Origin of the sequence: Streptomyces sp. B21-105 (genome assembly GCF_036898465.1) — a bacterium.
Taxonomy (GTDB): domain Bacteria; phylum Actinomycetota; class Actinomycetes; order Streptomycetales; family Streptomycetaceae; genus Streptomyces.
Genome location: NZ_JARUMJ010000001.1, coordinates 974,050 through 993,898 on the forward strand (window position 1 = coordinate 974,050; position 19,849 = coordinate 993,898).

A 19,849-nucleotide genomic window follows, 5' to 3' on the forward strand; every position below is an offset into this window, starting at 1 on the left:
CGGAGAACTCGCCCTGCACCTGGCCTCCATGGGCTACGCCGTCGATGCCGTGGACTGGGCCAACGGCGCCTTCCCCAGTACCGACGCGCACCTCGACGATCCCTCCTACGGATCCGTCCGCTGGCAGCACCTGGACATCGAGCGTGCCAACCTCTCGAAACTGCAGGCGGACGGCTACGACCTGATCGTCCTGCGGATGGTGTACGCGTTCCTGCGCGACCGCACGCGCCTGACCCGCACTCTGGGCCGGCGGCTGCGCAAGAATGCTGCCCTCGTCGTCATCACACCGCTCGTCGCGACCACCCCAGCCAAACGACGGGCCATCGCCCTCGACGAGGACGAGGTCGCCCACCTGATGAGCATGTGGGACCAGGCACAACGCTTCGACGCGAACGGCATGGCCGTCCTGGTCCTGCGCGGGCTGAAGAAGCCCGCCGTGCAGATCACGAACACACCGTCCCTGCAGCCGACTTCGGTGGCCGAGGTGCACGCCGTGGTCACCGACGCCCAGGGCCGCGTCCTTCTGGGCCGCTCGCAACAGGGATGGGAACTGCCCGGCGCGTTGGCCCAGCCAGGAGAAGGATTTGAGCACACGGCGGTGCGCGCACTGGCCGAGCAGACCGGCGTGACGGCCGAACCGGCCGACGCGCACGTCCTCGGAGTGCACTTCGATGCCCCGGAGGGCCTGGCGCGGACGAGCGTCGTGGTCCGCATCTCGGCTCACAGCGAGCAGGTCCAGCCGCTGAAGCCGGAGGAGTTCGGGCACGTGGACTGGCGACCGCTGCACACCCTGCGCCGTCTGGACCGCCTGTCCGCCACCTCCGCACGGGCTCTGGACCTCATCTGGCCGGGGGTCCTGCCGTACGTGCCCTCCGCGCACATGTATCCGATCGACAACACCTGCCCGCCCGTGCCCGGCGAATCGCCAGAGGCGGTCGAGCGGCGCGAGCGCATGGCTGACCGGGTCATCGCCGGTGGCTGGGCCCCCTCCCTGCCGGTCCAGCAGGCGTTGCGTGCGGTGCCGCGCCACCGCTACACCCCCGAGAGCCCGCTGCGGACCGCCTACCACAGCGACTTGGCCGTGGTCACCGAGCACAACGACCTCGCCCAGGCGACCAGTTCCGTGTCCGCGGCCTGGCTCCAGGCCGACATGGCCGAGCACCTGCGTCTGGCTGAGGGGATGACAGTTTTTGAGGGCGGCTCGGGCGGCTACAACGCCGAGCTGATTGCGCACATTGTCGGCCCGGCCGGGCGCGTAATCACCGTCGACCTCGCCCCGTATGTCGTGCGCCGCACGCGGCGGCTGACCGCCGAGGCCGGCAGCGGTCGCGTCACCGCAGTGCTCGGCTCTGCCAGCGACGGCGCAGCCGAGCACATGCCCCGCGGCGGCTTCGACGCCTCGGTGATCACCTACAACTGCTGGGACATCGCCCCCGCTTGGCGCGACCAGCTCGCCGACGGCCGCTATCTCGTGCTCCCGCTGGAAGTCCACGGCTACACCCGCGCCATCGCCTTCCAAAAGCACGGCCCGGTGCTACGTGCCACGGACTTCCAATTCTGCGGGTTCGTCCGCGACCGCGGGCCCGCCGCCCGCACGGTCCCCACCGTCGACCTCGCCGAGGGCGAACCGCAACTGCAGTTTCCCGACGGCGTACCCGCCGAGACCACCGGTCTGGACGATGCCCTGGCGGGCCCGCGCAACGAAGTGGCCACGGGCGTGAGCGTGGCCGGCAACGAGTCGTTCGAAACTCTGCAGCTCTTCCTCGCCACCACGCTGCCCGGCTTCTGCCGCCTCGCCCGCAACCGTGAAAGGGACAGCGGCATCACCGCACTGCCCAAGGGCTCGGACGCAGCCGCGATCACAGCCGACGGCTCCCTCGCCTACCTGACCCACATCCTCGTCCAGGACGGCCCCACACCCGATCAGCGCCGCTCGGAGTTCCTGGCCCACGGCTTCGGTCCATCCGGGCCCGCTCTTGCCGAACAGCTCGCGGCCGCCGTACGCCGCTGGGACATCCGAGAACGAGCGCACGGATACCCCGAGTTGGAAGTGCATCCTGCCGGAACCCCGGACGCCGAGCTGCCCGCAGGCCACGTGCTGGGCAAGACCCACAGCCGGCTCGTGTGGACGTGGCGCTCCGACGCCGCCGACACCCCGGCCCTGAACCGGAGAAGGTGAGCGCCCATGAGTGATCCGGTACCCGACCCGGTCGAGCCGCAGCACCGGCTGGGCCTGTACGAGCGTTACTACGCCCAGGTGGAATCCGGCCGCAAGACCATCGAAGTCCGGGTGCGCACGCCCCGGATAACAGGCGTCGCGGTCGGCGACGTGCTTGTGTTCCACGGCGAAGAGTCGGGGCGCGAACTCGACGTGAGGGCCTCCCGGATCACGCCGTACGCCTCGTTCGCCGAGCTGCTCGCCGCCGAGGACGTCGCCCGCATCGACCCTGACAGCACTCGCGCGGAGCAGCTCGTCAACCTGCGCCGTATCTACCCGCCGGAGAGGGAGGCGCTGGGGCCGCTCGCGATCGAGTTCGACCACCGGCCGGCACTCGCGGGGCAGCCCATGTCCCTGTCTGCCGAGGCGTACGTCCAGACCGTTCCGCACCACACGGTGTACGGCTGCTTCTACGTACGCGACGACCACGATCGGCCCGTCCAGTTGCGTTCGGTGTACGGCGGTCGACCCTGGCAGTTTCCCGGCGGGAACACGGATGCCGGCGAGGATCCCCTGGAGACCGCGCGCCGCGAGACGGCCGAGGAAACCGGGCTCCACCTCGGCCAGGGCCAGCTCCGTCTGCTGCTGACGCACTACCTCCACCCCGGGCCCCGCTGGCCCATGGGCAAGATCGGCTTCATCTTCGACGGCGGCACCCTCACCGCTGAACAGCTGCGGCAGATTCGCCTCGATCCGGCCGAGCACGACCCCTGGGCGATCCACGGCCTCGACGAGTGGCGACGCCTGATGGGCAAGGAGGCGTTCGCCCGCCTGGAGGCCGTCGAACGGGCTCGCGCCGGTAGCGGCCCGCAGTACCTCGTCACCGGTCCCGCCTGACCCCACCCCTCCCCTTTGGAGTTTCCATGTCCGTCGAGGCGTCCCCCAACCCCGAGACCTGGACTGCCTACGGCCAGTTTCAGCTCGACCGGTCCTACATGCCGCCCCTACCCGAACAGCTGCGCTGGGGCTTCTGGGACGGTGTCGGCCCCGGAGACGACGTGCTCGGCCCACTGGCCGGAAAGCGAGTCCTGGACATCGGATCCGGAGCCGGCCACTACGCCGTCCACCTCGCCCAGGCCCACGGCGCAGTCGTCGATGCGGTCGAACTCTCGCCCACCCAACATCAACGCGCCACCGGACACTTCGGCGACGTACCCGGCGTCCGTTTCCTGAACGCGGACGTGATCGAGCACCTTCAGCAGGCGCAGCCGTACGACGCGGCGTACGGCATCTGCACGCTCGCCGGAATCGACCCGCACATCGCACTGCCCGCTCTGCGCGACGGATTGCTCCCCGGCGCCCCACTCGTCTTCTCCACGCTGCACACCAACTGGCACGGCCACGGTCCCTCCGCCACCGTGGCCCCGCGCGAGGAGACGGTCGGCCTCAAGGGAATGGAGCCGCTACCGCTGCAGACCTGGGTACTGACCGCACAGGTGTGGGAAGACCTCCTGACGGACTACGGATTCACGGTGGAGGCCATCACTCAGCTCCGTGCGCCCGAGCCGGACAACCCCGTGATCTGCCAGCTCATCCAAGCCCGGCGCAGAACCCTCCTCCCCACGCAGATCACCAGCCGCCCCCGCACGCATCGCCCGCCCGCCCCGCACGCGGCGATCGGCGTGGGCGCCATTGTCCTCAGCGACCGCGGTCTGCTCCTGGGCCGCCACCAACGCGGCACCCTTGAGCTAACTGGAGTACGGGCGGGTTCCCTGAGGGGCTGATCGACGCGTCGTTCCATTTCAGCTGGCAGGAGGCTCGATGGGCTCCTGCATCAGCCTCTCAGGATGTTGGGCCGTTCTCCTGAATTTCAGGACTCTCTGCTGTAATTTCAACGTCCATGGCAGATCCCGGGACTCGCGTGCTCTCCCTCGTACCGCCTCCCAGCGAACCATCGCCCGCAGAGGCGGGGTTGCTGGGAGGCGAGCCGGGGCTGAGCGACGTGCTGTTGCTGCAGCGCCGGTACGCAGGCGGGGCGAACGAGGAAGACGAGCAGTTGTTCTTCATGGACGCTCTGGTCGAGTACCAGTGGGCGCGAGATGTGGCGGGCCTGGCGTCCTCCACCCTGGACGGGCTGACGAAGCCAGTGATCGAGGTGTGCGACCACTACGGTGTCGTGCCATGGCGGCTGACGCCCCGGCACGTCGACGGGTACTTCGCCGGAGTCGGCAAACGCCAGGCACCGACCGTGCGATCGAAGCTGAACCGGATCGACCACTTCTTCGCATTCCTGGAGCAACGCTACGCGCACGAGATCTTCCAGCGTTTCGGGGCAGCGGTCGAGTCGCCGATCGATCCATTCAACCGACACGCACACCGCGGTGACTTCGGCCTTCGGGTGCCACCGTCGGCCCGGGCGGTCAACGAGTTCTTCGCCGGTTGGCGGCGGGAGCTGGCGCACGCCCGCAAGGAGGCGGTGGCGTGTAGGGACTATGTGATGGCGAAGTTGATCTACATCTCCGGGGTGCGGGCTTCGGAGCTGTGTCAGATGCGCATGAAGGACCTGCACTGGGAGTCCGGCGACTTCGGGAGGTTTCTCGTTCAGGGCAAGGGCGCCCGAGGGTCGGGGCCGCGACAGCGAGAGGCGTTTCTGTTCGCCGAGGGACGTGAGTTGCTGTGGTGGTACGTGGAGGAAGTCCGCGGGTTGTTCTCAGACGACCCGGAGCACCCTGAGTCGCCGGTCTGGCCCTCGGAGCGCTTGGCGCGGGATCTTGGCGGCATGCCGAACCCTGTCGGCCCGGCGGTGACAACGTCGACGCTACGGAAAGCCCTGGCGAGAGCCTCGGAGGCCCACCTGGCAGGTCCGGTCGAGCGGATCTTTCCTCATCTGCTTCGGCATGCTTGTGCCACACACCGTTACGAGGCGGGGATGTCCCTGTGGGAGGTGCAGAAGTTGCTCGGCCATGACTGGACGACGACCACGGTTCGGTACATTTTGTCCGCTCAGGGCGATCCAGAGATGGCCAGCCGACGTTCGTCGGCTCGGGCCGCACAGCGACTACGCGTGGACACGGGGGGTCTGTCGTGAAGTGGAACCTGCGGTGGGCGGCGGCCAGCCGAGGCATCTGGCGGCCCAGTGACCTGATGCCCGTGTTCAAAGAAGTCGGCTTCACTCCGTCGATGTCGAAGGTCTCCGCGCTCTGGTCGGGCACACCGGTAACGGTGCGGTTGGACGACCTGGACCTGATCTGTGCTGCTCTTCAGTGCACGGTCGCGGACCTGCTCGTCGCCGAACCTGTAGCCGGGAAGACGCCGCTGGCCCAGGACGAGGGGCTCGCGACGGCTGCGGGCGAGTCGCCCAGGCCGGTTCCGCGCCGGTCCACCGGGGCGGGGCGGCCCCGGTCGCTCCCACCGAACTGAGGTGGCCCCAAGACGAAAGCGCCCCAAACGTCTGCCCTCGCTGGGGCAGTGCGCCGGCTGCCTCGGCTGGGGGCTGCGGGTCCAGTCACCGTTCTGCTCCCCCTGCCACCAGTGGCGCTCCAAACGGAACCGCCCGGAGGGCGAGTGCAGACGGTGCAAGCGGCTGTGGCGCATCAATGATGAAGGTTTCTGCCGGGCGTGTGTCGTGGCTGTCACCGAGTACGACGCGGCCTGGTACTTCGACCCCGCACAGGCCGCAGAGCAGCCGGCATGGACCCAGCTCGCGTTCTGTCTGCCCGCTTCCGTCCGTCGACCTGCCCTGCCCACCGGTATCTACCGCCTGCAGACTGACGGCCGCTACCACGCACCTGGCTGGGCACGCGCTCAGCGCCCCGCCCTCGTCGTGGACGACGAGCGGATCTGTCCGCCGGCAGTGCGGGGACAGGTGGCCCTGTTCCCTGCGCCGTACCGGCTGCTGGAGCGCCATGCCGTCGCGATTCGCAGCCGATTCCAAGACGATCTGATCCAACTCAAACCGCTGGTCGGTCAGGTGCAGTCCGAGCACTGCCTCGGGCGTGCCTGGCGCGTCAGTGCCATGAACATGTTGGCCCTTGCGCTGGCGGCGCGCGACGCGGCCGGCCAGGACGTGGTCGACGCCGCGATCCTTGACGCCCTGCCTCACCGGCCCGTCGGAGTCACCCGGGTCCTGAACAAGGCTGGCTGGCTCGCCCCTGACCTGGACCGCGAGGTCGTCCTGCTGCCGCACGCCCAACGGGCCCGCCCCCAATCTCAACCACGAAGTTGTGATCACTGCCTTTCGTGGGGCCGAAACCAAGTGTGCGACGCCTGTAGAGGCTGGCGTCGTGTCTACGCTGACCAGCGAGGATGCTGTGGTCGGTGTGGCGCCGGGCCGCTTCCTCTTCGGAACGGTCGATGCCGCGACTGCACTCGACAGCGCCTTCGACTGGGTCCTGACACCGACGCCTCTACCTGGCGACAACTACGATTCGCCGGACCGTCCTTGGCGAACGGCAGCGCGGCCCGTCGCGAGCTCCGCGCGAATCGCCCAGAGCTCAGTCCGCCAGCCGTACTTGTAGGTCAGGCGACGATCTTCGAGATCGAGCGGGACTGGCGCCCGCTGGCCGGAGCCCTGCTGCCGGCCCCGCTACCGCCGGTGAAGGCCCTGCTGGCGGACTTCGCCCAATACACCTCCGAGAACCACTGGCACCAGAAAGTCCACGAGCCGATGGCTCGGGTCCTACGAGTGGCCGCCACCTGGTTGGGCGCCGACACCGTCTTCCGCGAGGATGAGCTCCGGGCAATGCACCGCGTGTTCGGTGGCACGGGGCGCATTCGCGGGCTTCTCGCCTTCCTGGACCAACGCGAACAGCTCGTCACCTCGCCGCCGCGGCGCAACCGCCACGAGGCTTTCGTCCAGCGCACCATCGCCGCCTTCCCTCCACGAATCAGCGACGAACTCGGCACGTGGGTCGGGGTCTTGCGTGGCACCAGCAGGCCCCACCACCGCGTCACCGACTACGCCACTATGCGCCGCTACCTCATCTACCTGGCCGCGCCACTCGCTGACTGGACCACCCGCTACACCACCTTGCGCCAGGTGACGGAGGCTGACGTCACAGCCGCTGTCACCGCGGTCAAAGGCCCACGCGCCCACGAGCGCGCTGTGGCGATCCGGTCGCTCTTTCGAGCCCTGAAACACACCAAGCTCGTCTTCGCCGACCCCACCCGCGGCGTTCGCATAACCCGTCAGGAACTGTTGCCCACAACTCTGGCCCCTGACCGGCTGGCCGGGCTCTTGGAGACCAGCTCCAACCCGGCTACCCGTCTGGTTCTCGCCTTGGTCGCCCTCCACGCAACCAGCGGCACCGACCTGCGCAACCTCGTCCTCTCCGACGTGCTGCTCACCCGCCGGCAACTTCTGATCCGCCGCCCCCACGGCCGTCACGTCGTCCACCTCGACAACACCACAGCTGACCTACTGCACGCTTGGCTCCGCTACCGCCATCAGCGCTGGCCACGCACCGTCAACGCGCACCTTCTGGTCACTCAACAGACCGCCAACGCGACCGATCCTGTCTCCGCGGACTACGTCTACAGGCGCTTCGATCCCGCCGGTCTGACTCTGCGCGCAGTTCGCGCCGACAGAATCCTTGATGAGGCCCGCGAGACCGAAGATCCCGTCCATCTCGTCCGTGTCTTCGGAATCTCCATCACCACCGCCATGAAGTACATCCACGCTGCCCACCCCCACCGCGCCGGCCCTGTTCCTCACTGAGCCCCAGTGGGGCCAGATCAAACCGCCCTGCGGGACCACCACAACGCCCGGCTGGATAGCACGGTCGGTCTCCCCCGCCCACACCCCCGAAATCAAACAAATATCCCAGTCGGGCGTGGGCATGACATAGGGTCAGACGCGTGTGCGGGCCTGCACTAGCGGCCCGCACTAGCCGTGCACGAACTAGAGAAAAGGATCCATGTGAAATCCACCCGACACCCCGCGCCGCGGGCAAGACGCCGATTAACCCGGCCGCTCGGCGCCCTGCTCGCCTTCGGCGCATCCCTGATGCTGGTGTTCACCACCGCCACCGCCGCCCAGGCGCACTACGTGTACCAGTCCGACGAGGTCTGGTCCAACAGCGACTCCTCCAAGTGCGAGTACACCTACTCGGAGGTCTCCCACGGCAGCGGAGGCGGCTACGCCAGGGCCTACGGGCTGGCCTCCTCCGGCATTCCCTTCTCCCAGGCGTGCATCCTGGTCTGGAACCGGCCCCCGGGCAACCTTAAGGCCGCTTTTCAGTACTTCTACTGGGACGGCACCCAGTGGGGCGTGTGCCGGCAGCTCATGGGCACCCAGAACCCCGATGGCACCTGGAGCGGCTACGCCAACACCACCGAGACCTCCAGGATGGAACTCAACTACGACTTCGGGGTCGTGTCGCCCTGCGGTTGGGGCTACTACGCGACCAAGGCCGGGAGCAACGTCTACTACGGCGGCACCTGGTACGGGGGCAACGTCCCCATCTGGTCCGGACAGCACATCATCGAGAACTAACCTGCAAGAAGCTGGAGACACCGCACATGAAGAAGACCCGTGTATCCCTCGCTGTGACAGCGGCGGCCGGCGTGCTGCTGCTGGGCACCCTGGCAGTGAACGCCTCCGCCGACGAGTCGCCCCGCTCCGCCGACAGCGGGCAGAGCGAGAAGGCCGCGGTGCCGCCGGCTCCGCCGACCCCGGAGTGGGTCAACCCTGACGGCACGGTGGACGAGTCCAAGATGCCCGAAGAGATGCCGCTGATGGGGCCGGACGGCAAGGTCGTCAAGGACGAAAACGGCAACCCCCTCATGGTCGAGACGCGCGTCAAGTTAGCGGAGCCCGGAGCGCCCCAGGCGCCCCTGGCTGGCCCCCGGGCCGGGGAGAAGCGGTCCACGAGCACGGACGCAGAAGGCCGCAAGACGGAGACCATCGAGGTCGAGCCGTCCGTTCCGCCCGCGCAGTGACCTGAGGGACATTCCGGAGAAGAAGGGCCGCATGAGCAGGCTGCTGGAAGCGGTGTGTGCGCTGACCGTGGGCGTCCTCGTTGCGCTCCTTGTATGGGGCGCTGACCCGGACGCCGTGCGGGTGGCGTGGAGGGAGGGCGAGCTGAGCGGTGTCACGGTCGTGTTCGTAGCGGCGTGTGCGCTGTGGCTGGTGCTATGGCGCAGGCGTACCGGGCGCGGCCGACTGGCATGGCCGCTTGCGGTGCTGCTGTGCGGTGCGGCTATTGCGCTGGTCATGGCGGCCATGGCCGGTTGACCGGCGCAGACAGGTGGGGCTCCCCGTTCTTGTGGGCGGGGAGCCCCACTGGCGTTTCGGGGTGGAGCGGCTGTTAAGGATCTTGACAGGAGGGGCAAGATATCTCTGAGTCACGGCTGCTGTGTCAGCGACCTGGTCCGATTCCGGGACATCACGCCTGCGATTACAAGCCCGCCGGATCGGCCCCTGACGCGAGGCCAGAAGCTCCCCAACACGGCACTGGCGGCCGTCCGCGATCTGACGTCCCGATCGCCGGTCGATTCAGACACATCGCAGCAACGGCCGAAAACCCGCCGTACTCATAGCTGTCGGTGAACCACTCACGCGTCGGTTCCTGCGACTCACCGGCCAGAAATCAACGAACCCGCCTGCTTCGCCGGGCGGATCCGTTGAGGCAGGCGAATCCCTGGAGGAGACGGTCATGCGTGAGCTGGCCGAGGAGGCCGGCCTGTCCGCGCGTCCCGAGGACGTCGCCCTCCTGGGCACCCTCGTCGATCGCGTCGGAGACGTCGTACGCGTCACCGTGGGCGCCCTCGTCACCGCCTGGCAGGGTGAACCCGATACCCAGCCGGACGAGAGCATCGGCGACTGGGCCTGGTGGCCGCTCGACGAACTGCCCGACGGACTGTTCGAGTGCAGCGCCCAGATCCTCGCCGCCTGGCGCCCCGACCTGCCCATCGACCATCCCCCGGCGCACTTCACCCCCTACGTCCGCCATACGACACCCTCGTCCGACTCGGGACGCGCAGGTACATGAACCCGCCCCCGCGTACGAGCCTGTGGCGGCACCGCGACTTCCGCCTCTACTGGACGGGCCAGGCCAGCGACGTGCTCGGCTCCTCGCTCAGCTCTGTGGCCATCCCACTGGTCGCAGTCATCACGCTGCACGCCACGACGTGGCAAGCCGCCATCCTCGCAGCCGTACAGAAGACGCCGCCCCTGCTGTTCTCACTGCCGGCCGGAGCCTGGTGCGACCGCGTCCGCAAGCGCCCCCTGATGGTCGCCACCAGCCTGGTCTGCGCAGTGGTGATGGGATCCATTCCCCTGGCAGCCGCCTGCGACAGGCTGACGCTCGCCCAGCTGTGGGGGGCAGCCTTCGTGGTCGGCTCCTGCCATGTGGTGGGCATGTCGGCGAGCCTGTCCTACATCCCCCAGCTCCTGCCGACGGACCGGCTTCTGGAAGCCAACGCCAAACTGGCCAGCGCCAACACTCTGGCCGACATCGGCGGCCCGGCCCTCGCAGGAGCACTGACCGGAGTGATCGGCGCCGCCCGCTCGGTCGTCGCGGACTCCGCCTCCTACCTCGTCACCGCCTGGTGCACCCTGCGCATCCGCACCCCCGAGGCCGCCCCGCACCCGCGCGCAGAAACCCCGTCACTGCGCCGGGAGATCCGGGCCGGCCTCGCCTACACCTGGCGCCACCCCGTGATCGGCCCGCTCGTGACCACGAACGCGATCACCTCCACCGTCCTGGCCGGAACCAACGCGATCTGGATTGTGTTCCTGGTCCGCCAACTCCACTGGTCACCGCAGGTGTTCGCCCTCGTCATGAGCATCGGGGCGAGCGGAGGGTTCCTCGCCTCGCTGACCACACCCCGCCTCACGGATCGCTACGGAGCGGGCCCCGTCATGATCAGCGCGCTGACCTTGGCCCCGGTCAGCCAACTGCCGCTCCTGCTGGCCCACCCGGGGGCCGCCGGACAGCTCGCCATCGGTTGCGGACTCTTCGCGCAGCTCTTCGGCGCGGTCACCCACGGACTGACCCAGCGCACCGTGCGCCAACGCGCTTGCTCACCCGACATGCAAGGCCGCATGCAAGCAACCGGCCAATGGACCGCGTTCGGGCTCCGCCCCTTCGCCGCCCTCCTCGCCGGCTACGCCGGCACCGCCCTGGGCCTGCGCACCACCCTGGCCATCGGCGCATGCCTGCTCCTCCTGCCACCAATACGCCTCGCCCTCACACCAATTCGCGCCCTGCGCCTCGCCCCTACCGCCTGACCAAGCCCACCCGGACCCGGGCCGCACACCACAAGGAGATACCCATGGAACGCGCACACCTGGCCACCGCGGATGACGCCGCCGAGATAGCCCGCCTGCGCTCCGACCTCATCCTGTCCGAGCCTCTCGACGATCACTGGCTAGCCCCCTTGCGCCACGATGCTGGCCGAGCGGCTGGCGCCCGGCGGCGATGCCCGCGCCTACGTCATCGACGCCCCGACCAGCGGACTCGCATCCTGCTCGCTCGGCCTCATCCACCCTGTACTGCCCGCCCCGAACTACGCCAAGGGCCGCGCGGCACACATACACGCCGTCGCCACCGAACCGGCCTTCGACGCCGCGGATGCGGCAAAGCCACCCTCGCCGCCCTCCTCGACCGATTGGAACGAGACGGCGTCACCCTCTGCGAGCTCTACGCCAGTGAAGGCTCCGCACCGCTGTACGCCGGCCTCGGCTTCGCGAGCAACCCCGCACTGATGCGCATGACCCACTTCCCAGCACCGTCCTCACCCGGGACATCCTGACCCGCTCCCCATCCGAGAGCACCTCCGGGCGCGCGACAGCATCGTGCCACCGCTATCCACCGTCCGACACACCCACTCCAGGGAGCAGCAGTTGAGCATCGTCCTGATGTCCGACCCCCGCGTCGCGGCCATCCCCGTCCAGGACTGCGGCGAAGACCTCGTCGATATCCGTGTATCCGGCGCATTCCTCGTCGATGAGCGCAAGCACGACCCGAACGGCCACTACGCGCACCTGCGCCAGGGGGCTCTCGACCGCCTCCAGCACGCCCAGCAGCTCTTGCCGTCAGGGCTCCGGCTGCTGATCGTCGAGGGCTACCGGCCCCCCACGCTCCAGCGCGCCTACTTCCAGGAGTACGCGACCGAGCTGCGTCACGCGAACCCGGGCTGGAGCGACAGTCTCATCCACGAGGCCGCGAGCCGCTACGTCTCTCCGCCGCAGATCGCGCCGCACAGTGCCGGAGCGGCTGTCGACCTCACCCTCGCCGATCAGGACGGCCAGGAAGTGGACATGGGCACGAGGATGAACGCCTCCCCGGAGGAGAGCGGCGGCGACTGCTACACCCACGCGGAACCGATCAACCCAAGGGCTCGCGCTCACCGCGAGACGCTCTGCCGCGCCATGTCGGAAGCCGGTTTCGTGAACTATCCGACGGAATGGTGGCACTTCAGCTACGGAGACCGGTACTGGGCGCTCCACTCCAGTCAGCAGACAGCCCTCTACGGCCCACGCGACCCCGCCTGAGCCGCAGGCGCCACGGTTGCCGGACAGTAACGATCCGGGAAGGAAGCCCGAGATGACGGGTGCCGTATTCACCGCCCCAGCCCAGCGCATCGACCACGAGCGCATGGTGCGCGCCCACGCCGCGGCGGCCCGCGCACTGAACGTCACGGCCTCCGGCTCCTTCGTGTGGGGCTGGCAGGGACGCACACTCAGCAGACGGGCCGACCGGTACTGGCTCCGCCTGCTCTGCTCGCCCCTGGAGAAGGAGGGCGGGCATCTGTTGGAGGGGACCGCGACCGCGCAGGCGGCACTGCCCCGCGGCGTCCCCCGCCCAGCCCTGCACCACGTGCTGGACTGGACAGCCGGCGAGCACGCCTACCGGGCGGAACTCACCGAGTACGTTCCCACCCGGCCCCTGGAGGCCGGCGGCCCCGTGCTGACACGCGAGGTGGATCTTCCGGACGCGTGGTGGCACGACCTCAAGAAGGCGCTCGCTCACACATCGACGACGCCCACCTCACGGATCGCCGTCCGGCAGGGATGGGTCGACAAGAGCTTCAGGCGGTTCCTCGGGATCCCGCCGGTCCAGATCACCGCCACGCAGACCGGGCATGGCGACCTGCACTGGGCGAACATCACCGGGCCACCGCTGGTGCTCCTCGACTGGGAGGGCTGGGGGCGCATGCCGGTCGGCTTCGACGCCGGCCTCCTGCACGCCTACAGCCTCACCTGCCCTGCCACCGCGCGCCGGATCCGCCAGGAGTTCCACAGCACGCTGAACTCGCCCGAGGGCCGGGTCGGCGAACTCGTCGCCGTGGGCCAACTCCTGCAAGTCGTGCATCGCGGCGGTCACCCGGAACTGGCTACTCCGCTCAGGCTCCATGCCAAATCACTCACCGGCGTGCCCGTTCCCCGGGAGTGAGCCGCCCAGAGTGCCGACTTCTTCCTCGGTTCGAACCGCCTACCGACGCTGAAGGCGCAGTCACCTACAACGGTGACGCAGAGGTCATCCGCTCCATGGTGCGATGACACCCTCGACCGTCCCTCCGAGCAGGGGCGCCAGGTGCTCGGCCATCACGAGCAAGGTCCGGTCCGAATAGGCCGGTCCTACGAGCTGCACCCCGATCGGGAGGCCGTCGGCGCCGTGCGCAATAGGCATGACCAGGCTGGGCAGACCGACGTGGCTGGTGAGGTTGGCCCAGCCGGTCTGCTCGAAGAAGCTCCGTTCGACGCCGTCGACCGTGAGAGAACGGCTCCCGGCCGGGATTGCCGCAGTAGGAGCGGCGGGCGTAATGAGGACGTCGTACTGGCCGTCAGCGAAGAACCGGTGCCACGTCTGCTGGAGCCGGAGGCGCTCCTCGTTGGCGCGGAGCCAGGTGCGGTGTGTCTGCGTGCGGTGGCGGAGGATGGCGGCCCGTGGGCTCGCGTCGTCGGTGTGCAGGTCACGGGCGGCGGCGAGTTCGGCCGCTCCGGCGTCATCGTCGGTGGTGGCCGTCGTAGTGGCGTGGAGGAGCTGTTCGAAGAGGCGGAGGGACTCGGCGAAGCCCACCGGCCCCGCGGTCCGGTGGACACTGACGCCGGAGGAGGCGAGTGTCCCTTCGAGGGCGGCGAGAGCGTCGGCCGTGTTGCGGTCGACGGGGCCGCTTGCGTCGTCGGCCCACACCGCTACACGGAGTTGGCCGAGCGGGCGCTGCGCCGTGGACAGCGTGACGCTCCAGGGGGTGTTCTCGTCGGGTGACGGTGTCGTCAGCGCGGCGAGGAGCAGATCGAGGTCGCGGGGGTGGCGGGCGAGGGGGCCGGGGGTGACCATGTCGCTGCTGGTGATCCATCCCGGCGGTCGGGGGATGTGGCCGCGGGCTGGGACGAGTCCGTGGGTGGGGCGCAGGCCGTAGACGCCGCAGTAGTGAGCGGGGAGCCGCAGGGAGCCGGCGAGGTCGCTTCCAAGGTCGGCGGGGGTCAGGTATGCGGCGACTGCTGCGGCGGGGCCGCCGGAGGAGCCGCCGGTCGTGCGCTTGGGGTCGTGCGGATTGAGCGTGGGGCCGAACAGGGCGTTGTCGGTGTGAAGGTCCTGGCAGTACGCCGGGGTGTTGGTCTTGCCCATGATGACGGCACCCTGGTAGCGGAGCCGGGCGACCGCGTCAGCGTCGCGTGCGGGAACGTGGTCGGCGAGGTCTTCGGCGCCGCTGGTAGTACGCAGGCCGACCGTCTCGAAGCTGTCCTTGATCGTGAGGGGAAGCCCGTCGAGGATGCCGGTGCTCTCGTTGCGGGCGCGGCGTTCGTCGGCCGCGTGCGCGGCGGCTCGGGACACGCTGTCGTCGCGGGTGACGACAGCGTTGATCTGGCTGGCGTCTATCTGGGCAAGGTGGATGTCGAGCAGTTCGCGGCTGGAGATCTTGCCGCGGTCCAGGGCCTGGAGCTGGACGTGGGCGGGCTGATGGGTGAGGTCGTTCGTCATGCGGAGACTCGCTCAAGGTGGGGGGCTCGTGCGGGCTGGCGGGGCAGGTGGCGCGCGACGTCGAGGAGAGCGTCGATGTCGTCCATGGGCCTGGTGGTCTGGCGTTCAGAGTCGGCGAACTCGGTGAGCTGGTCAGGCTCTGGGCGGGCGCCTGCGGCCCGGGCGGCGATTCCGGCGAGGATCTGGTCCGCCGTGACGGCAGCGGAAAGCTCCTGTCCGTGAAGCCCCCGGGCTCGGTGACGGGCTTCGCTGGCCTCGCGGACGGAGGCGTCGAGGTACCGGCGGATCACGAAGCGGCCGTCCCGGATCTCGACGGCTCGGCGGTAGAGCCGGATCGAGATGCGCCGGAAGCGGCGTCTCTGGGCCGGGTCGACCCTGTCGATCGGCAGCTCGATCTCCGGGGCCTCGCTGTAGAAGGCCAGCCACAGGGGGCGCAGGCCGTAGTAGCTGCGGTACTGCTTGATCCGGTACCGGACGCTCTGGGCCTGGTCGCTGATCGTGGGCACAAGCCAGCCGATCAGCGTGAGCATGGCGCCGACATCGCCGCAGGTCCAGGCGAAGCCCTCCCATTCCGCGAGGGAGGTATCGAAGGCACCGGCGATCACGTTGCCGATGCGGACGGCGCTGTATCCGAGGGTGACGGTCGCGCCGAGGGCGACGATGCGCAGGCCGACGCGGACGGACCCGCGAGTGCTGCGGCGGGCCAGGCGCCAGCAGGCGCGGGCGAGGAAGACTTCGCCGATGGTGTAGGCCGTGACGTACAGGGTGAGGTACGCGGCGTACCAGTCGTCGTGCGCGTAGTAGAGCGTGAAGTCGATCGGGTGCGGCGCGCTGGGCGTCAGCAGGGCGAACAGCACCAGTAGCCCGGCGATCACCGCGAAGCCTGCCCAGAGCCAGCGGCGACTGCGCCGGCGGGCTGCCTCAGGCGGGGATCCCCAGTAGGTGAGGACCACCTGCTGGCAGGCCAGGAGCGCGACCACGCAGCCCTGCGCGAGGGGCACGGAGATGTTGACCGTGCCAAGCACACGGTCGAGGTAGTTCCACATCGGCGTGATGGAGAACAGGAACGAGAGCCCTGACAGCAGGAAGACGGCGGCCAGCGCGGCCGAGGCGGGGTCACGGCGCCGGGTGGGCACGTCCCGCAGGAGGCAGAGGAAGCCGAGAGTCGCGACGACGAGGCTGATCGGGTGGAGCAGGTCCTTCACGGCCGGGCCTCCCGTCGGCGCAGCAGCGTGTGTGTGACCCGGTCCTGCACTTCATCCCCGGAGGACTCGTCGCTGCGCAGCCACCGGTCAATGATCTGACGCTGAAGCAGCGAGGCGAGCTGTTCGGTGTCCCGCTCCTCGTCCTCGTCGTACTTGGTGCGGCCCAGCATCATCTGCACGGTGGCTGAGCCGACGCTGGTGAAGACCGTTGAGGAGAGCGCGGACGCCGGGCGGTTCTCGTGATGGCCGAGCAGCAGATGGCTGAACTCGTGGGCGATGATGTGGTCTTGGTGCAGGACGCTGGTCCGTGGGTCGTAGAACACATGGACGGCACTCTCCGTGACGGCGCAGGCCCCGCACACCGAGGGCGCCTGCTCTCGGGGCACTAGGACCACCGTTCTTCCCGTGCGGCGAGAGACCTCGTCGCTGAGATCGCGGATATTGGTGACGTGCGGGAGCTGCAGCTCGGCCAAGAGGTCGGGCCGGCGCAGCCTACGTGCGGACCACATTGCTTTTCCTTGATCACTTACTGAACTATGGCCGTTCTACACGCCAGTTGAGGGTGGCAGCCCCTCGGATTTTCGTACGCTCTCGACGATTCCCAGGACGGCATCCTTTCCGTCCGCCGAGACGTCGGATAGGCGAAGAAGAACGTTCTTGATCTTTGCGTCGCGAAGCAGTGCGAGCAACTCAAGCTCCTGCACTGTCTTTTCGGCGACGGCGTCATCGAACCAGTAAGCGGGATCCACACCGAAAAACCCTGCGAGCGCTTCGAGATGACGCTTCGTCGGGTTATCGCGCTGCCCGGTCCGCAAAAGCCACAGGTACTGCGCCGACAGCTTGCCCAGCCCACGCTTCTCCATGAGTTCGGCCACTTCAGCGTTGCTGAAGGGGCCGCGGTCGGGCGGGTGCACCGTGTCGAACAGGCGGTTAAGGCGATCCATGAGCCCCTTGGGGTTCACCTGACCTTCGGTCGACTCTTTCATGATCCTTTCCTGGGTGGACTTCGTCATCACTTCAGCCACCCTACCTCGCCATAAACATGAGTTGACGGCGTGATCCCGCGTATGGAAAGTTCTTCCTCACCAGCACGTTTCCGCGTGGCACGTACCGCCCGTTTCAGGTCGGCCTGTCCGTTTCTACCGGCAGGAGTACGCGGGGCGACGTGGCGCAAGCCACATTCGTCCAGCGACATACGTCGCGTCTGGCAGGCCGTATTTGATCTTCGATCGGAAAGCGCGGAGGCGACCGTGGAAACACCTCATCCACATCGCATTTCTGCTGCGGGGAATGCCAGACTCCTGCTCCAATTCGGACACAATGGCACGCTCTCGGCGTACGGGGCAACCGCCGCAACGGTGTGCTTCAACGCAAGGAAGCACCCCGGCAGGCCCTGTGCGGACAGCTGCGGCACCCGATCATTCGGTGACTCTCTGCAACCAGTACAGAGTTTAAGGACCAAGTCTGGATCTTGACGCGGGTCCGTGCGTATGTTCGTCGTCCCCGGGCAGCCCGCCTGCGGCGACGAACGTGAGGAGACCGCGAGCACGGACCGGACCGCGAAGGTCCGCAAACAGCGACGGCGCCCGGGAGCGGTAACTCACGGACGCCGAACGCTAAGCGGCATACCCGCCCCGGCAAGGGCGGCGATTGCCCACCATCACCACGCTGAGTCCTTCCGACGGGCGCACCAGCGTGGCAACACTGCAAATGGGAGTATCGCATGCCTCCTGCCCTGCGCAAAAGGCCCTTCCGCCTGGCCTGCGCGGCAGCCACCTCCACCTCGGCGCCTCAGCGCCCCGAGCCGGACCGCACCATCCTGGCCCCGGCGAGCCGCCTGACCCGCCCGCTCCTCGGGAGCGGCCGATGAGCAGCGAAGCCCGCGAGTGGGTGTGGGAGCACAGCTCCAGCCGAGGGGCCGCGCGCCTGGTCCTGTTGTCGATCGCCGACCGGGTGGCCGACGAGCAGTGCATCTCCTGGGCCTCGCTGTCCAGCCTGGCCAAGCGCACCCGCGCCTCGGTCTCCACGGTGCGCGAAGCCGTCGAGCGCCTGCTCCTGGCCGGCGAGCTGGAACAGCTCGACGACCTCGTCGGCCCGCAGCGCAGCACGGTCTACCGCATGCCTCTCGCCGCCGAAGCCGTCGCCCAGACCCAGTGCCAGCAGGAGGGCAGCGACATGGCGGTGGCAGAGGAGCCCGCCGGCCCCGCGAAGCTCCGGCTCTCGGCTCTGCGGCGGTACGGAATCCGCCCGCGTGAGGTGCCGGAATCCCCCGCGAGGGTCCGGAAACCGGCAGTACCGGAAACCGGCAGGTCGAGGCGGAATCCGGCACAGCGACGTACCGGCCACCGGCACGGCGATGTACCGGCTACCGGCACACAGAACCGTAGTGAACCTGATTTGAACCGGAGGTACAGCAGTAGTGGTGCTGCCGTCCTCTCGGCTGCCGAGTGGCAGGTCGACCCCGCCACCCACACCTGGGCCCGCCAGCAGGGACACCTCGACCGCCTCGGCGAGCAGGGTCTGCGAGCCGCCGACGCGAAGTGGCGTGCCCACCGGGCGGGCCACACCCCGAGGGCGGCGGAAGCCTGGGCTGCCGACTGGCGCTCCTGGGTCGCCCGGGAGCACGCCCCCAGCCGACCGAACCTCTACGCCGTGCCCGGCAAGAACACCGCCGCACCGGGGGGCATGACGCGGACGCAGGCCCACACCGCCGCCCTGCTGGCCGCCCTGGACGAGCCGACCGGAACGGAGGGCTGACCGTGGACCGCCGCGAAATCGCCGCTCTGCTGGCCTACATCGGCCGACTCGACCCCCGCACCATCCGCACCGACCAAGGCGAGGCGCGGGACCAGCTCGCCCAGTGGCACGAACTGCTCGGCGACGTGCCGATGGCCACCCCGCACGGCTGGGACGTCCGCGTTGCAGCCCGCCAGCACATCCGCACCTCGCCGTACCAGATCCTGCCCGCGGACCTGGCCCGTCCCTGGGAGAGCTACCGTCGCGACCGCCTGGCGAGGCACTCCGACCCGACACCGTCCGTCGACCCGGACGACCAGGCCGCCTGGACCGCCGAGCTGGCCGGCACCCGCCGCGCCGTCGCCGCCGGTACCGCCCAGCCCGCGCAGGCCCGAGCGATCACCAGCGGTCGCGACGGAGTCGACCCGAAGCTGGAGGCGCGGTTGCGGGAGATCGGCTCCTGCATACCTCCCGCCACCCGAGCGGCCCTCGCGCCCTACCGTCCCGCCCGCGCAGCCCGAGAGGCCGCTGTCGCGCAGGGGCAGCCCGACGCCCTGAGCGTGCGGTGCGAGTGGTGCCTGGCCCAGCCCGGCGAGCCGTGCCGTCGGCGGAGGATCGGTCCCGACAGCGGAGCTCGTGGAACCGCCCCGCGCGCGACCCCGCACCCCGGCCGCCTCGACCTCGCCGCCGCCCTGCAGGCCCAGCGCCCCGAGCAGGCCCAGCAGGCCGCCCTGACCTGACCGGCGTACCCGGCGCGTGCACCCCGTCCGCTGCACCGCCACCCGACGCCACCGTCCCGCACCGGCTGCGGCGCACGC

At 69.1% G+C, this 19,849-nt stretch carries 19 protein-coding genes; 15 read left to right on the top strand and 4 right to left on the bottom strand.

All coding sequences use genetic code 11. From position 1 onward, the window contains the following. Positions 1–28 precede the first annotated feature (28 nt). The 13 genes from fxlM (at position 29) to QA802_RS04120 (ending at position 13,557) form a co-directional block, all read left to right on the top strand. Positions 29–2,179 carry a methyltransferase, FxLD system gene (gene fxlM / locus QA802_RS04060; RefSeq protein WP_334518189.1) on the top strand — a complete coding sequence of 717 codons (2,151 nt, stop codon included), beginning with the start codon at positions 29–31 and terminating at the stop codon, positions 2,177–2,179. 6 nt (positions 2,180–2,185) lie between these two features. After that, entirely contained in the window at positions 2,186–3,055 is an 870-nt protein-coding gene (locus QA802_RS04065) for an NUDIX domain-containing protein (protein WP_334518191.1), read from the top strand. A gap of 26 nt (positions 3,056–3,081) precedes the next feature. Continuing rightward, positions 3,082–3,942, top strand: coding sequence for a class I SAM-dependent methyltransferase (locus tag QA802_RS04070; RefSeq protein ID WP_334518193.1), 861 nt, complete (start codon positions 3,082–3,084; stop codon positions 3,940–3,942). A 116-nt stretch (positions 3,943–4,058) separates the two neighbouring features. Further along, positions 4,059–5,246 carry a tyrosine-type recombinase/integrase gene (locus tag QA802_RS04075; RefSeq protein WP_334518195.1) on the top strand — a complete coding sequence of 396 codons (1,188 nt, stop codon included), beginning with the start codon at positions 4,059–4,061 and terminating at the stop codon, positions 5,244–5,246. Further along, positions 5,243–5,578, top strand: coding sequence for a helix-turn-helix domain-containing protein (locus QA802_RS04080; protein WP_334518197.1), 336 nt, complete (start codon positions 5,243–5,245; stop codon positions 5,576–5,578). The genes QA802_RS04075 and QA802_RS04080 overlap by 4 nt, the downstream gene beginning before the upstream one ends. Positions 5,579–5,783: 205 nt before the next feature. Further along, a complete protein-coding gene (locus tag QA802_RS04085; protein WP_334518199.1) occupies positions 5,784–7,874 on the top strand; it encodes a site-specific integrase in 2,091 nt (696 codons plus the stop codon). 288 nt (positions 7,875–8,162) lie between these two features. Continuing rightward, entirely contained in the window at positions 8,163–8,651 is a 489-nt protein-coding gene (locus tag QA802_RS04090) for a hypothetical protein (RefSeq protein ID WP_319666234.1), read from the top strand. 26 nt (positions 8,652–8,677) lie between these two features. Continuing rightward, a complete protein-coding gene (locus tag QA802_RS04095; protein ID WP_331733233.1) occupies positions 8,678–9,097 on the top strand; it encodes a hypothetical protein in 420 nt (139 codons plus the stop codon). A 31-nt stretch (positions 9,098–9,128) separates the two neighbouring features. Next, complete coding sequence (locus tag QA802_RS04100) at positions 9,129–9,392, top strand: hypothetical protein (protein WP_331733230.1); 264 nt, start codon at positions 9,129–9,131, stop codon at positions 9,390–9,392. Between the two features lie 334 nt (positions 9,393–9,726). After that, positions 9,727–10,149: an NUDIX hydrolase gene (locus QA802_RS04105; RefSeq protein WP_443042261.1), complete on the top strand. Its 423-nt coding sequence runs from the start codon at positions 9,727–9,729 to the stop codon at positions 10,147–10,149. Further along, on the top strand, positions 10,146–11,390 hold the full coding sequence (locus QA802_RS04110; RefSeq protein ID WP_334518203.1) for an MFS transporter: 1,245 nt from the start codon (positions 10,146–10,148) through the stop codon (positions 11,388–11,390). The genes QA802_RS04105 and QA802_RS04110 overlap by 4 nt, the downstream gene beginning before the upstream one ends. Positions 11,391–12,020: 630 nt before the next feature. Continuing rightward, positions 12,021–12,656, top strand: a complete 636-nt coding sequence (locus QA802_RS04115; protein WP_329416926.1) for a M15 family metallopeptidase — start codon at positions 12,021–12,023, stop codon at positions 12,654–12,656. A gap of 52 nt (positions 12,657–12,708) precedes the next feature. Beyond that, a complete protein-coding gene (locus QA802_RS04120) occupies positions 12,709–13,557 on the top strand; it encodes a hypothetical protein (RefSeq protein WP_334518204.1) in 849 nt (282 codons plus the stop codon). An 84-nt stretch (positions 13,558–13,641) separates the two neighbouring features. On the opposite strand, the gene QA802_RS04125 is transcribed toward QA802_RS04120, so the two are convergent. From QA802_RS04125 to QA802_RS04140, 4 genes are read right to left on the bottom strand one after another with little or no spacing between them, the layout of a single operon-like run. Further along, positions 13,642–15,090: an amidase family protein gene (locus QA802_RS04125; RefSeq protein ID WP_334518205.1), complete on the bottom strand. Its 1,449-nt coding sequence runs from the start codon at positions 15,088–15,090 to the stop codon at positions 13,642–13,644. Then, positions 15,087–16,295 carry an MAB_1171c family putative transporter gene (locus QA802_RS04130; RefSeq protein ID WP_334518207.1) on the bottom strand — a complete coding sequence of 403 codons (1,209 nt, stop codon included), beginning with the start codon at positions 16,293–16,295 and terminating at the stop codon, positions 15,087–15,089. Before QA802_RS04130 ends, QA802_RS04125 begins: the two co-directional genes overlap by 4 nt. Continuing rightward, complete coding sequence (locus tag QA802_RS04135; RefSeq protein WP_319648343.1) at positions 16,292–16,804, bottom strand: hypothetical protein; 513 nt, start codon at positions 16,802–16,804, stop codon at positions 16,292–16,294. The genes QA802_RS04130 and QA802_RS04135 overlap by 4 nt, the downstream gene beginning before the upstream one ends. Before the next feature lie 36 nt (positions 16,805–16,840). After that, the gene (locus QA802_RS04140; protein ID WP_329407223.1) at positions 16,841–17,308 is read right to left on the bottom strand and encodes an XRE family transcriptional regulator; all 468 of its coding nucleotides are present in this window, start codon (positions 17,306–17,308) and stop codon (positions 16,841–16,843) included. A gap of 853 nt (positions 17,309–18,161) precedes the next feature. On the opposite strand from QA802_RS04140, the gene QA802_RS04145 reads away from it, so the two are divergent. Then, complete coding sequence (locus tag QA802_RS04145) at positions 18,162–19,052, top strand: helix-turn-helix domain-containing protein (RefSeq protein WP_329407224.1); 891 nt, start codon at positions 18,162–18,164, stop codon at positions 19,050–19,052. A gap of 2 nt (positions 19,053–19,054) precedes the next feature. Beyond that, the gene (locus QA802_RS04150) at positions 19,055–19,771 is read left to right on the top strand and encodes a zinc finger domain-containing protein (RefSeq protein ID WP_329407225.1); all 717 of its coding nucleotides are present in this window, start codon (positions 19,055–19,057) and stop codon (positions 19,769–19,771) included. The last annotated feature ends 78 nt before the right edge of the window (positions 19,772–19,849 follow it).

Bases quoted from the DNA above. Each gene is read 5' to 3' on its own strand.
- fxlM (WP_334518189.1), top strand. From the start codon at position 29: ATGGGCTACGCCGTCGATGCCGTGGACTGGGCCAACGGCGCCTTCCCC.
- QA802_RS04065 (WP_334518191.1), top strand. From the start codon at position 2,186: ATGAGTGATCCGGTACCCGACCCGGTCGAGCCGCAGCACCGGCTGGGC.
- QA802_RS04070 (WP_334518193.1), top strand. From the start codon at position 3,082: ATGTCCGTCGAGGCGTCCCCCAACCCCGAGACCTGGACTGCCTACGGC.
- QA802_RS04075 (WP_334518195.1), top strand. From the start codon at position 4,059: ATGGCAGATCCCGGGACTCGCGTGCTCTCCCTCGTACCGCCTCCCAGC.
- QA802_RS04090 (WP_319666234.1), top strand. From the start codon at position 8,163: ATGCTGGTGTTCACCACCGCCACCGCCGCCCAGGCGCACTACGTGTAC.
- QA802_RS04095 (WP_331733233.1), top strand. From the start codon at position 8,678: ATGAAGAAGACCCGTGTATCCCTCGCTGTGACAGCGGCGGCCGGCGTG.
- QA802_RS04100 (WP_331733230.1), top strand. From the start codon at position 9,129: ATGAGCAGGCTGCTGGAAGCGGTGTGTGCGCTGACCGTGGGCGTCCTC.
- QA802_RS04110 (WP_334518203.1), top strand. From the start codon at position 10,146: ATGAACCCGCCCCCGCGTACGAGCCTGTGGCGGCACCGCGACTTCCGC.
- QA802_RS04115 (WP_329416926.1), top strand. From the start codon at position 12,021: ATGTCCGACCCCCGCGTCGCGGCCATCCCCGTCCAGGACTGCGGCGAA.
- QA802_RS04120 (WP_334518204.1), top strand. From the start codon at position 12,709: ATGACGGGTGCCGTATTCACCGCCCCAGCCCAGCGCATCGACCACGAG.
- QA802_RS04125 (WP_334518205.1), bottom strand. From the start codon at position 15,090: ATGACGAACGACCTCACCCATCAGCCCGCCCACGTCCAGCTCCAGGCC.
- QA802_RS04135 (WP_319648343.1), bottom strand. From the start codon at position 16,804: ATGTGGTCCGCACGTAGGCTGCGCCGGCCCGACCTCTTGGCCGAGCTG.
- QA802_RS04140 (WP_329407223.1), bottom strand. From the start codon at position 17,308: ATGACGAAGTCCACCCAGGAAAGGATCATGAAAGAGTCGACCGAAGGT.
- QA802_RS04145 (WP_329407224.1), top strand. From the start codon at position 18,162: ATGAGCAGCGAAGCCCGCGAGTGGGTGTGGGAGCACAGCTCCAGCCGA.